Origin of the sequence: Mycobacterium angelicum (genome assembly GCF_002086155.1) — a bacterium.
Lineage (GTDB): Bacteria > Actinomycetota > Actinomycetes > Mycobacteriales > Mycobacteriaceae > Mycobacterium > Mycobacterium angelicum.
Genome location: NZ_MVHE01000009.1, coordinates 134845 through 146469, shown reverse-complemented (window position 1 = coordinate 146469; position 11625 = coordinate 134845). Strand labels below are relative to the sequence as shown.

Sequence of the window (11625 nt, the reverse complement as noted above, 5' to 3'; positions counted from 1 at the left end):
CACGACATCGAGGAATCACGCGACGACGTCGTACACCACGCCCCTGGACTTGACCCGTAGCTACCTGCGCAAATCGGACTGAATCAATTCGCACCGCAACAAGGTTCGGAATAACTTCTTTAACTTTGGCATCAGTGGACTTCGTCGTCGCCATCCCCGTCACACAAGAGCTTCTCGGGGTGGTGAAAGGTATTGACGCGCGCCTGCCCGCGCTCAAGTTGCGGGGGCGGTATCCATTCGGTGTCACCATTTTCTCGCTTTCGAGTAGCCCAGCCGCCCGGTCGAAGCATTCGGTGGTGGGAGCCGCAGGCGAAAGTAAGGCCGTCGATATCGGTGGCGCGACACTTTGCGTAGTCGGTGACGTGATGGACTTCGCAGTAGTAGCCCCCGACGCCGCATCCGGGCGCGGAGCAGCCACGGTCGCTGGCGTACAAGACGATCCGCTGGCCTGGCGAGGCCAGTCGCTTCGTGTGATACAGCGCCAACGGCTTGCCCTTGTCGAAAATGGCTAGATAGTGATGCGAATGCCGGCCGATCCGAATCACATCCGACATCGGTAGCAGGGTGCCGCCTCCGGTGAGTCCGCTACCGGCTGCGGTTTCCAGCTCCTGCAGGGTGGTGGTCACGATGATGGAAGCCGGTAACCCGTTGTGCTTTCCTAATTCTCCCGATGCCAGCAGCGCACGCAACCCGGCGTTAAGACCGTCGTGATTGCGCTGAGGTTGGCTGCGCGTATCGCCTTCGATGGCCTCTTGGCTCGGCGCACCGTCGACGCACGCGGTGTCATCGTTGGGATTGCACATGCCCGGTGCGGCCAGCTTGGCCAATACGGCTTCTATGGTGGCGCGCAGCTCAGGTGTGATCAGTGCGCGCAACTCCGACATGCCGTCGCACTGTTGCTTTCCTAACGTCAGTCCGCGCCGCCGAGCCCGATCCTCGTCGCTGCAATTGCCGTCAGGATTGACGCAATTCATGAGGCGAGCGGCGAGCTCGGCCAACTGTTCGGGCCGAAACTGCGTTCCCGCCTTGGCCAAACGCGCTTCGGCGCTCTCGCGCGTCGCATGATCGACCGCGACTGGCAACTTCTGGAAGAACCGGCGGATCACCGCAACCTGGCCGTCCCCCAGTTTTCCGTCGCGCTGGGCCGCGGCGGTGGCGCTCAGTATCGGCGCCAGGGGTTCACCGGTGAGCGCCCGTCGATCGCCGAGATCGGCAGCTTCGCGGATCCGCCGGCCAGCCTCGGCGCGACTGGTCAATGTCCACTCGGCTACGGCATGAGAAAGCTTGCCGCACAACTCCTCAGCGGTAGCTTGGCGGGCCAGCAGATTGATCGCACCATGCTCTGCTGCGGGTAAGCGCCGCCGCACCCGCTCGATTCGCTCCAAGTGCGCCAACAACTCCTGCGTGTTCAGCCTCTCGAGATCGAGCGCGAGAACAGCATCGAACGCGGAATCCAACGCATCATAGGCCGCCTGCACGTCGGCAATCCCGCTTGAACTCACACCCCGAAACTATCGGAGGCCACTGACAAAAACGGCCATCCTGGTACAGCTGTAACTACTGTGACGCAAGGGATTTCGTTAGTACGGGGGCGGCCAAGTGTCTTGCAAATATGGCGATCGCCATGGCACTGAGCGTGGAGGACACGGCAGGCCGAGAGGAGTGAAAGCCAATTACCCACAAGACAGAACCGAAGATTGTGGGAGAAAGGCGATTCCCAGGCGACTGCACGTAGATTGACCCCCGTACTGAACACGGTCCCGGACGACTTACCAGGGCGCAGCGACCACCGCAGCGGTCGAATATCCGGCAAGTTCGACACCTGCTCCAGCCGCGTCACACGAGCCGCCCCCCGGATTGCCTGCAAACCGTTCCTCGAATTGACTGAAGGCCCATCCGACTTCTCTGACTTTCGGCACTGAGCTATTCAGTTGGGACGCTAGCCTGTTCCTGCGGGCAGAGACCGCCGACAGCGGCACCAATTAATGCCTTGGCCTGGTATGCGGAGTAGTACCCGTCGCTGGTGGTCAAGTCGACGAGCGCGCCGAATGGCGTGCCACTTTCTAGCTCGCGACAGAGGACATTGCCGAATTGGATTGCAGCGGAGCGATTCCTATACGGAACACCCATCACGTCGAGCGTAGCTATGTAGGAATCTTCGTCGGCGTGTGCGGGCGGCGTCGGCGTTGCCACCATTAGAAGAGCCACTGTCCCGACCAAAGCAATGATCCTCCTCATCGCGCCATTCCCTCCCTTGCCCGGTCCCGGGGTTCACACACTCCAGCCATCGCAACCAGCGGCACGTCAGTTTACGCCGGTCTAGCAGCCGCTAAGCCAGATCAACAAAAATTGCGCTTGCGCAACCAACGAGAGCAAATCTACGCGGTGACCTACGGCGGTACCGCTGAGTACAAGAGGCAAGGGTTCAGGGTTCACCCCGTCAGCGCTCGTCGATCGCCCACATAAGCGGTTCGGTTCCCGAATCCACTCGCCAAGTCTCGGCGCGCATTCAGTGAAATGCACTTTGAGACGACTTAAGAAGGGTTACGGTTAAGACTCCTCGGCAGTACCACGGCGCGCTGGCAGATTGATCGGGCCATCTTGTGTCGCCGATAGCCGGCCTTATGCCGCCCAAAGCGCTCTAAGTGCAACAACTCCTGGAGTGCTCCGTACAGCGAAATCTTCGCGAGAAGCAGACAACACCGACAGATGGCCGTGGTGAAACCATCACAGTTACTGTGACGCAAGGGATTTCGCCGCCGTCTCAAAACGACGAGGCGGCCCAGGCACCTTCCGGATACGGCGGAACCCGACCCGCAAGTGCACCATCGGTGAAGCTACACAGCGTGTCGGAAACCGTTCCCGCGTTGGCCAATAGCTGCGGCGCACCGCCCGGCACCAGCCGCGCGACCACGGCCTGCCAGAAGTAGCCGATACCGCCGTGCTCGTACCACACGAACCACTCGGCGCTCCGGGACCCGGCACGAATCAGGCGACGAAAAGGCAGGTTTGGGTCGTTTACCGAATCCGTCGCGTTGAACGGCGCACCAATATCAGCGATGGGTGGAAGTAGCTGAACCAACTCCGGCGGCAATTCAGACACGCTTTTTATCTCGTGAACCGGCGTCGTCAGCGTGCACTTCGTATTGGGCACCGCCCCCGCCGGCGCCACCGCCACTCCGGCCAACGCCAAAGTGAAACAGGCGGCAATCCCCACCTGCACTATCCGATACCTGCTGCCCATACCGGCTCCCGTCGACTGCTGCTGCCCGGAGCACCGCGCCTTCGCTCAAGTTAGTTAGGCTCGCCGAAGACCACAAGGAGGAATACAGGTGAATGCACGCGCCCAGGTCCTGATTACCGCCACTGAGTTGGCCGAACTCATCCACGCCGAACAGCCGGTGACCATCTTGGATGTGCGGTGGCAGCTCGACGCCCCCGACGGACGCCTAGCCCACGAGCGAGGCCACATACCCGGCGCGGTATATGTGTCACTCGACGACGAACTCAGCGACCACGCCGTCTCCGGCCGTGGCCGTCACCCGCTGCCGGACGGACGCGCACTGGAATCCGCCGCCCGCCGATGGGGCGTCCGCCAGGCCGTTCCGGTCGTCGTGTACGACGACTGGAACCGGGCCGGTTCCGGACGAGCGTGGTGGGTGTTGACCGCGGCCGGTATTTCCGACGTCCGCATTCTGGACGGCGGCCTGGCTGCATGGCGGGCCGCCGGCGGCGACGTAGAGACGGGTCCCGTCGCGCCCGAGCCCGGTAATGTGGCTGTGCCGCAACATGATTTGTACGCCGGCAACCGAGCGACGCTGTCAGCGGCGCAAGCCCAAAGGGTGACGCTGCTTGACGCACGCGCGCCCGATCGCTTCCGCGGCGACGCCGAGCCCGTCGACGCGGTTGCGGGTCACATCCCCGGCGCGAAGAACCTTCCGGTCGGCGCCGTGTTGACCGACGACGGCACGTTTCGCGATGATGCCGCCCTTGTCCAGCTGCTGTCCGACCGCGGTGTCGAAGGCAGCGCCCCTGTCGGCAGTTATTGCGGCTCCGGAGTTACCGCAACCGTCGTCATCGCGGCCCTCGCGGCAGTGGGCCACGAGGCCGCGCTGTTTCCGGGTTCCTGGTCCGAGTGGGTCTCAGACGCAAACCGCCCAGTTGCCCGCGGCCCCGAATAAGCCCGGCATGGTTGCGAAAGATCAAGCGCCAGGCCAACTTTGCAGGAACGCCTCGGTGACCAGAGCGGCGTTGTCGGCCGCGATCTGCTTGTAGAAGAAGAACTGGAACGGAAAGTCCGGCAGGTGCAACGGATCCCCCGGGCCGTCCGAAATGCCGCGGATACCCAGGAACGGGACGCCGTGCGCATTCGCCACCGCCTGCGCTGCTGCCGTCTCCTGATCCACCGCATCGAACGCCGGATTCTGGCCCGTTTGAATATTCAGATTGCTCAGCAGGCCGTGCAGTATCCAGGGTCCGATCGCCTGAAAGAAGTTGCCGGTGTACAGCAGTGAGCGATCCGGCGCAGTGCAGGGCTGACACCCAAAGACGTTGCCGCTGTTGGGTACACACGGAAATGCCTGGCCATTGTTGTTGTCGCTGCTCATGCCGTCGCCACCGACGAAGAGCTGCGGCTGACGATGCAGATCGGCGATCACGAATTTCGGCGTGTGCCGACACAGGCACAGCGGATCCCCAAGGTAGTTAACGGGGCTCAAGGTGACCGCCAGCGTCTGCGCCGTGGCCAGCATCCCGGGGTCGACGGGCATGAATGTCTTGCCCTTGTCGAGGGTCCACTGGGCGGGTATGGCGACGTCCCCGATGCTGGTTCGCGCGGCACCGCCGGCGACTCCGGAAAACACCACTGCGCCAATGCTGATACCGGACGCACAGGTGAACGTGGACAACGCGGTTTCGGTGGCGTTGGTGGCATTGACCATGCCGATGAAAGTCATCGCCACGATCACCTTCTTGCCGGCGATCGAGCCGAGATAGAAGTGCCGACGATTAGCGATCCGGACCGGGTTCGAGTCCAATGTGGTGTGCGCGAGAACGGCATCGGCTTCGGCGGGAAATGCCGACAAAACCAATGTCCGCTGTTCGCAGGAGCTCATAGCGACCACGTTCTGTGAATCGGCAACAGCCACACCGCATCCCAGCGCAAACGCGACGAGCACCATGAGGCCGGCCCGGAATCGGCGAAGCACGATCCCCCTATCTCTGGCGCACTTTCGTCAGTCATGTGATGCCAGAACTCGCTGTCCCATAGGCCCAAGGCGCTGCCGAAGTTGCTTGGCCATGATTTTCGCGCGACACGGCGAGGGAATGGAGATTCGTTATCGCTTCTTTTGATTAGCGATTGCTTGTCGTGATCCGATTGCGGCACAACCGGGCAAATCAGAGCCGTTCGATGACCAACTGGGCAAAGGCATGATTGGTTGAAGTGGTTCCGTCGGGCTTTCGCACGTTGGGATCGTAGAGCTGCAGGCTTATCCCGTTGACCTTTTCGCCGTTCTGATGGCCGAAGTAGTACTGCGTCTTCTTGGTGACCTTGAGGACCCCATTGATGATGCTGGGCTGCGAATCCATCGGGTCCTGTAGCGAGGCCAGCATCTCCATGTCGTTTTTCTCGACATTCCACAGAAAGGCATAACCGGGAGCCGAATACTCCGCAGCCCGCTGCTCGGGCGTCAACTTCCATCCGAAGGTTGTCAACGACCAACCGTCAATTCGATAGGTGCCGGGCTCCAGGGTGAAGTATCCGGTGGTCTTGTCGTACTTGACGTACTGCTGATCATCGAGGGTGAAGTCGTTGAAAACCCGGACGTTGAGGCCGGGCTTCATTGGGACATTGCTCAATCCGCGTTCCATGAAGGCACCCCAGACGCGCGGCTGGCTGGTATTGGTCCCGCCGCTGCTGGCGCAGCCCGCCAGCGCAACGCCAAGGGCGACGCCAAGTGCAACGATGGATGGCAATAGTCGATATCTCACGATTTCCTCCGGGTAACGCCGTGCGACAAGCGGTTTCAGAGCAGCGGGCGCAATTCGATCGCCGCAGACAGCTTCTGGGACATCCAATAGGTAAGGGCCATGGTTCTTTCGCCGGTCGGGAAGCCGATGCCTTCGAATATGACTTCACCGGCCAAGGCGGGCAGCCGGACGTTCTCGCGACGATGCCGCCAGGTCAGCTGAAACGACTCCCCGACCGATGCGATATGCAGATCGAGATCGCCGGCCATCTTGCCGTCGGCGTCGAAATACTGAACGTGGTAGTCGCCGGGGAACCCGTTGGACGTGTCTCCCACGGCCCGTCCGCTGCCCATGGCGCCGGCCGAACCGAAAGTGAGATAGCGCGCGGTGATCACGTCGGGTTCCTCGCTGCTGATCTCGTACTCAGCGAGCCCTATTACTCGCGTGTTGATCACGATGAGCATGGTAAACCGACGCCCAACCTCACCGCACCAGGCAAATTGCACAAGCGGGAAAGCAGAACCAGTGCACCCAGATCCAACCCCGCAAGATCCACTCCCGTTGCTGCTTGCGATAGTGAACTTCCCTCAGCGCTAAACCCCTGAAAGGCTTGGACCGTGGATATCTTTGCGGAGTGGCAGAGCGGCGGAAACGAGTTGCGCTGGCGGTCGACCACCGCCGCCAACGACGGACGAGAAGTCACGGTGTTCAGCCGCCGGTGCGGCACGCCGGGAGCACCCGCGCTGGTGCTTGTCCATGGATTCCCGACCTCGAGCATCGACTATTTCGGCTTATCGAATGAATTGAACTCAGAGTTCGACATCTTCACGCTGGACTTTCCCGGCTACGGCTTGTCGGAGAAGCCACCGGAACCCTACGTCTACTCGCTCTACGACGACGCGCGCCTGCTCGTCCACGCGATCACCGAAGTGTGGCAGCTGACCGAGTACCGGATGCTGACCCACGACCGCGGCAGCAGTGTGGGCATGATCGCGCTGGACATGCTGGCCACCGAAGGAGCCCTGCCGTCCGACGCGTTCGTGACCAACGCCAACATCTATCTACCCCTGTCGAATCTCACCACGTTCCAAACGATGATGCTCGACCCGGCAACGGGACGCGCGACGGCGGCGGCGACGACGCCGGACCTGCTGGCGGCCGGCCTGGGCGCGAGCACCTTCCTGCCGCGGCGCACGCTCGAAGATCCCGAGATCGCCGCCCTGGCAAAGTGTTTCGCACACAACGACGGAATCCGGGTGCTGCCGGACACCATTCAATACCTCAACGAGCGCGCCGCGGGCGAAACCGGTTGGCTGGAAGCACTTTCCAAGCTGCCCGTCAATCTGTCGGTGGTGTGGGGTCTACACGACAGCGTGTCGCCGCTGCGGGTGCCCAACCACGTCTGGCAGGCCTATCTGCGCGACATGCCCCGGCTGAGCCGCTACTGGGTGGTGCCGAACGCCGATCATTATCTGCAGTGCGATGCCCCACGGGAATTGGCCGAGATCATCCGGGTTACCGCAGCGGGTGCAGACCTGGAGCTGGGCACACTCGGGGACCGGCCCGCGGGCGCCATGCTGGTGGATCAGCTGAACAGCGCCTGACCGATGTAGTGGCCCTGGCTGGGCGCGGGCGGAACCGCGAAAATCGCCGATCCGATATGACGGATGTATTCGTTGAGCAAGTCGTTGGCGCCCAGCCTGTTTTGCAGCCGGATGAAGTTCTGCGGGTTGTTCTGGTAGGAGATGAACAACAGGCCCGCATTGAGCTGGCCGGTGGCGTCCAGTCCGTCGGTGTAGTTATAGGAGCGCCGGCGAATCATGATGCCGTCGTTGTTTTCCCTTGCGGCCAATCCGATGTGCGACAGCGGATCGATAACCGGTTTGCCGTCAGCGTCTTTCGCACCGAAGTCGGGCGTGTCGAACTCGGCTTTGCCGGATAGCGGTGCTCCTTCCTGCTTGGTGCGGCCGAAGATCTGCTGCTGGTTTCCGACTCGATCGGTGTCCCAGGTTTCCAGCAGCATCCGGATTTTGCGGGCGACCTGATAGGTTCCGCCGTTCATCCACGCCTGGTCGCTGTTGTCCACCCATACGAATCGGGAGTACTCCGCGTCGCTGGATACATTGCGCGTTCCGTCCTTGAATCCCAGCAGGTTTCGTGGCGTGCTCTGACCGGGTCCCGCCGAGGCCCGTCCGAAACCCAGCACCTGCCACAACGGGGACACGATATTGCGGCCCAGCCGGGTGAGATTACGGGTGGCGTGGTAGCAGACCTGGGGGTCGTCGGCGCAGGCTTGCACCGATAGATCGCCGCCATGCAGACGCGGGTCGAGGTTGTCGCCGTTGAGTGGGGGCAGATCGGAAAACAACGCGGGTTTGCGTGCGGCAAGCCCGAACCGATCACCGAACACTGAAGGGCCCAGACCCACGGTCACTGTCAGGCTGGCCGGACTCAGGCCGAAGGCTTCCCCGGTATCGGCGGGGGGCTGCACCTCGACCGAAGGCTGCACCGCGCCGACGGGATTGCCCTGCTGCAACACCGCGGCCGCGGCCGACCAGCGGGCCAGCAGTGACTGCAGCTGTGAGCGCCCGGCCCCGGCGGCCAGCGAGAACGACATGAACACGCAGTAGCGCTGTGGCTGCGTGGCGATTCCGCCCTGATGCACCTGGCCGTAGAAGGGATAACTGCGGCGCAGATCGACGGTGTCGTCGTCGCCGGTGTGCTTTTTTTCCGAAGCCGCAGCGTATCCGGCCACCCCGCCGCCGGCCGCACCGACTGCCGCGCCGGCCAGCCCGGCCCACACCGCCCCGCCGAGCATGCGGCGCCGCGACACCTCGGTTTCAGGAGTTTCAGGGGTTTCAGGAGATTCAGGTGTGTCTGGCATCAGTTCGCCGAGACGACTTTCTGCGCCACCAGGGACAAGCTCTGGTGCAGTGGTTGGATCACCGCTGTCAGCTTCGGTGCATCGCGGGCCTGCAGCGACGGGGTGTAGGTCTGGTAGCCGCCCAGTGCCGCTGAGTCACGGTAGTCGTTGAGTGTGTTGAGCACGTCGGTGAATTGCTGGTCGATCTGCTTGACGAGATTGGCGTCGATCTTCTCCAGACCCGGGCGCAGTGAGGCGTAGGCCTGCTGGGCTCCCTCGACGTTGCCGGCGAAGTCCACCAGGTCGATGTGGCTGAAAGCTTCTTCCTCGCCGGTGATTTTGGTGTTCTGCACTTCTTCGATGAGGTCGGCGGCGCCGTTGGCCAAATCCTCCGGCCGGTATTGCAGGCTGGTGACGGTGGTGTTCAATCTGCCTACGTTGCTTACCAATTCGACGCTCAAGGCCTTGGTGCCGGCGGTGATCGCACCACCCTGCCACAGGTCGCGCTCGATGGCGTGCATGCCCTTCCAGCCGACCTTCGCGTCGACCGGGGTGGATTCTCGCATGTCGATCAGATAGTCGAGGTTGCCCAAGTTGTCCCCAACCGCGAAGCCCGGCAACACGAAGCCCTCGACGCTGGCTTCCGCCCGCTCATAGAACGGCCGGGCCTTGGCGTAGGCCGACTTCGCCGCGTCGACATTGCCCGATTGCACAGCGGCATCGAGTGCCTTGACGGCGTCGTTGAGCTGACCGATTTGCTTGACGATGTAGGCCGCATAGTCCTTGGTGCCCTGGCTGAGGACGGTGGCCACCGTGCCGGTGAGCGGCGCCGGTGCTCGTCCCGTGACGGTCAGAGTTTGATATTCGGTACCCGCACCAGGGCAATAGATTTGGTAGGCACCACCGTCCAGGGTGACGGTGAACGACACCGGATCCAGTCCGGGCGCCAGGTTTTCCTTCTCGCCCAGGATCCGCTGATCTTTGAGCAACTCCAGCTCGCTGATGCCTGGCGCGCTGGCATTGGCGACGGTGAAGGTCACCGGGCCGGCCGGCACGCTGGTGGTGTCCAGCACGCAGTTGTCTTTGCCGCCGTCGTTGCTCATGGTCACCTTGACCGCATTGGTACCGGCGCCTTTGGGCGCGGTCGAGTGGCTGCACGCGGCCAGGGCCAGCACCGCGACAGCCACCCAGACGCTATGCGATCGGTTGACGGGATTCATCATTGGTCACGTCCCTCCTTTTTCGTCCGGCGACAACGACACACGTCAACGCGAATGCGCTTAATACCAAGGGGAGCCACAATTTCCACAGCTGTCGTTCGGCGCGCTGCTGGGCATCGGCCGCGAGCTGCGCGGCGCTCGACTGGTCGTCGACACCGGACGTTGACCAGTCCGACGGCAGGCCGCCGACACTGACGGTCTTGGGCGAGGTGAGCCCGCCGCCGCTGAGCACCGCGGTGCGATTGCTGACCGCCTGGGCGCTCAGCAGCGAATTACCCTGGGCGCAAACGGTATACACGGTGCTGGTAGCCCACTGCGCTTGGAACGGGCCGGGTGTGCGGGCCGCGGACACCCCGACCGGCAAGCGGCCACCGGTCAGGTTCACCAACTCTGTCAGCGTGACCGTCGGCCCGCCGCCGCTGGCGACGGGTACCGTCGCCTGCCACACCCGGACCGGCACCCCCGCGACCGAATCGGCACCGGCCGCGCTCAGCGGAATGCCGATGGCGGATCCGCTTTGGCTCAGCGACAGCCCGTTTGGTCCGGACGTCAGCGACACGGTCGCGGTGCGGCCGAGGCGATCCGTCACCGTGCGCGTGTGCGCAGCGGGCGTGGATCCCCCGGCCGGAACGGCGATCACCAGTGTCGCGGCGACGATGAGCAGCGCGGCCGCGGTGGCGCCCAGCGTCCGGCGCCGGATACCGGGATCCGCGGTGAGCCGAGCCGGCCACAGAAAGACCACGAGCACCGGTACCGCGTAGAGCAACCAGCCCAGCACTTCGATGAGCCGAGGGTCGGTGGGGATGCCGAACAGCCCGGTGACCAACGCGCCCTGCAATGACCTGCCGGGAATCCAGGACGAGAGGTTGAACACCTGTTGCTGGCCGATGGTGATCCAGCCGGCCTCGTGGGCGGTGCGTAGCGCTCCGAGCACCAAACCGGCCGCGATGAGCACCAGAAAGACGCCGGTAATGCGGAAGAAGCGGCCGAGGTTGAGTTTCAGACCGCCGAAGTACAGCGCGACGCCCACCGCGATTGACAGCGCGATTCCCGTTGCGCCGCCGAGAACGGCGAACCAGCGGCTGCCGTGTGATGTCTGCGCGGCGGCGAGCAGGAACACCGCCGTTTCGAAGCCCTCCTTGAGGACGGCCAGAAAGGCCATCGCGGCCAGGGCCAGCGAGCCGCCCCGGCTGATCGCCTCCTGGGCCTCGCGCTCCAGCTCCCCCTTGAGCCGGAAGGCGTTGCGGTTCATCCAAATGATCATTGAGGTCACGAACACCACGGCAATGGCGCCGATGACGGTTTCCATCATTTCCTGCTGCCGCTGCGGCAGAGTCGTCGACAGCAAATCCAGCCCGACGCCGACGCCGACGCTGATGGCCACGGCCAGGGCGACACCGGCAAACATGGGACGGGTCGACTGGCCGCTGCGTTTGAGGAACGCGCCGACGATGCTCACGATGAGCGTCGCCTCCAGGCCTTCGCGTAGGCCGATCAGGAAAGTGCCGATAAATGCGCCCTGCACGGCCACTTAGCCTAGCCTAACTAAGCATCTGGGTTTTCCACCCCGGC

The 11625-nt window shown here is 63.2% G+C and carries 11 protein-coding genes; 2 read left to right on the top strand and 9 right to left on the bottom strand.

The genetic code is table 11. The features are described from left to right. Window positions 1–131 precede the first annotated feature (131 nt). The 3 genes from BST12_RS09215 to BST12_RS09205 form a co-directional block, all read right to left on the bottom strand. The gene (locus tag BST12_RS09215; protein ID WP_083112797.1) at window positions 132–1502 is read right to left on the bottom strand and encodes an HNH endonuclease signature motif containing protein; all 1371 of its coding nucleotides are present in this window, start codon (window positions 1500–1502) and stop codon (window positions 132–134) included. Window positions 1503–1923: 421 nt separating this feature from the next. After that, complete coding sequence (locus BST12_RS34835; RefSeq protein WP_372510979.1) at window positions 1924–2196, bottom strand: DUF732 domain-containing protein; 273 nt, start codon at window positions 2194–2196, stop codon at window positions 1924–1926. A gap of 568 nt (window positions 2197–2764) precedes the next feature. Then, the gene (locus BST12_RS09205; RefSeq protein WP_245850173.1) at window positions 2765–3244 is read right to left on the bottom strand and encodes a hypothetical protein; all 480 of its coding nucleotides are present in this window, start codon (window positions 3242–3244) and stop codon (window positions 2765–2767) included. Between the two features lie 88 nt (window positions 3245–3332). Here BST12_RS09205 and BST12_RS09200 point away from each other — a divergent pair, with 88 nt between their 5' ends. Next, complete coding sequence (locus BST12_RS09200; RefSeq protein WP_083112795.1) at window positions 3333–4181, top strand: sulfurtransferase; 849 nt, start codon at window positions 3333–3335, stop codon at window positions 4179–4181. 21 nt (window positions 4182–4202) lie between these two features. Here BST12_RS09200 and BST12_RS09195 read toward each other — a convergent pair whose 3' ends face one another. From BST12_RS09195 to BST12_RS09185, 3 genes are all read right to left on the bottom strand, one after another. Next, the gene (locus tag BST12_RS09195) at window positions 4203–5114 is read right to left on the bottom strand and encodes a 5'-methylthioadenosine/S-adenosylhomocysteine nucleosidase family protein (RefSeq protein WP_245850171.1); all 912 of its coding nucleotides are present in this window, start codon (window positions 5112–5114) and stop codon (window positions 4203–4205) included. A 283-nt stretch (window positions 5115–5397) separates the two neighbouring features. Continuing rightward, complete coding sequence (locus BST12_RS09190; RefSeq protein WP_245850170.1) at window positions 5398–5976, bottom strand: hypothetical protein; 579 nt, start codon at window positions 5974–5976, stop codon at window positions 5398–5400. A 50-nt stretch (window positions 5977–6026) separates the two neighbouring features. Then, entirely contained in the window at window positions 6027–6434 is a 408-nt protein-coding gene (locus BST12_RS09185) for a hypothetical protein (protein WP_083112793.1), read from the bottom strand. A gap of 153 nt (window positions 6435–6587) precedes the next feature. Between BST12_RS09185 and BST12_RS09180 the strand changes: the two genes are divergently transcribed. Further along, window positions 6588–7574 carry an alpha/beta fold hydrolase gene (locus BST12_RS09180; RefSeq protein WP_083112792.1) on the top strand — a complete coding sequence of 329 codons (987 nt, stop codon included), beginning with the start codon at window positions 6588–6590 and terminating at the stop codon, window positions 7572–7574. Here BST12_RS09180 and efeB read toward each other — a convergent pair. Genes efeB through efeU form a run of 3 tightly spaced genes read right to left on the bottom strand, consistent with a single transcriptional unit; the run spans window position 7556 to window position 11578 of the window. Continuing rightward, window positions 7556–8854 carry an iron uptake transporter deferrochelatase/peroxidase subunit gene (gene efeB, locus BST12_RS09175; RefSeq protein ID WP_083112791.1) on the bottom strand — a complete coding sequence of 433 codons (1299 nt, stop codon included), beginning with the start codon at window positions 8852–8854 and terminating at the stop codon, window positions 7556–7558. The two genes, BST12_RS09180 and efeB, sit on opposite strands and share 19 nt — an antisense overlap. Further along, on the bottom strand, window positions 8854–10008 hold the full coding sequence (gene efeO / locus BST12_RS09170) for an iron uptake system protein EfeO (protein ID WP_245850181.1): 1155 nt from the start codon (window positions 10006–10008) through the stop codon (window positions 8854–8856). Before efeO ends, efeB begins: the two co-directional genes overlap by 1 nt. A 19-nt stretch (window positions 10009–10027) precedes the next feature. Further along, on the bottom strand, window positions 10028–11578 hold the full coding sequence (gene efeU, locus BST12_RS09165; RefSeq protein WP_083112812.1) for an iron uptake transporter permease EfeU: 1551 nt from the start codon (window positions 11576–11578) through the stop codon (window positions 10028–10030). Window positions 11579–11625 lie beyond the last annotated feature (47 nt).

What these genes read in the sequence shown, in the direction of transcription:
- BST12_RS34835 (WP_372510979.1), bottom strand. Translation starts at nt 2,196, where the DNA reads ATGGTGGCAACGCCGACGCCGCCCGCACACGCCGACGAAGATTCCTAC.
- efeB (WP_083112791.1), bottom strand. Translation starts at nt 8,854, where the DNA reads ATGCCAGACACACCTGAATCTCCTGAAACCCCTGAAACTCCTGAAACC.
- BST12_RS09195 (WP_245850171.1), bottom strand. Translation starts at nt 5,114, where the DNA reads ATGAGCTCCTGCGAACAGCGGACATTGGTTTTGTCGGCATTTCCCGCC.
- BST12_RS09205 (WP_245850173.1), bottom strand. Translation starts at nt 3,244, where the DNA reads ATGGGCAGCAGGTATCGGATAGTGCAGGTGGGGATTGCCGCCTGTTTC.
- BST12_RS09185 (WP_083112793.1), bottom strand. Translation starts at nt 6,434, where the DNA reads ATGCTCATCGTGATCAACACGCGAGTAATAGGGCTCGCTGAGTACGAG.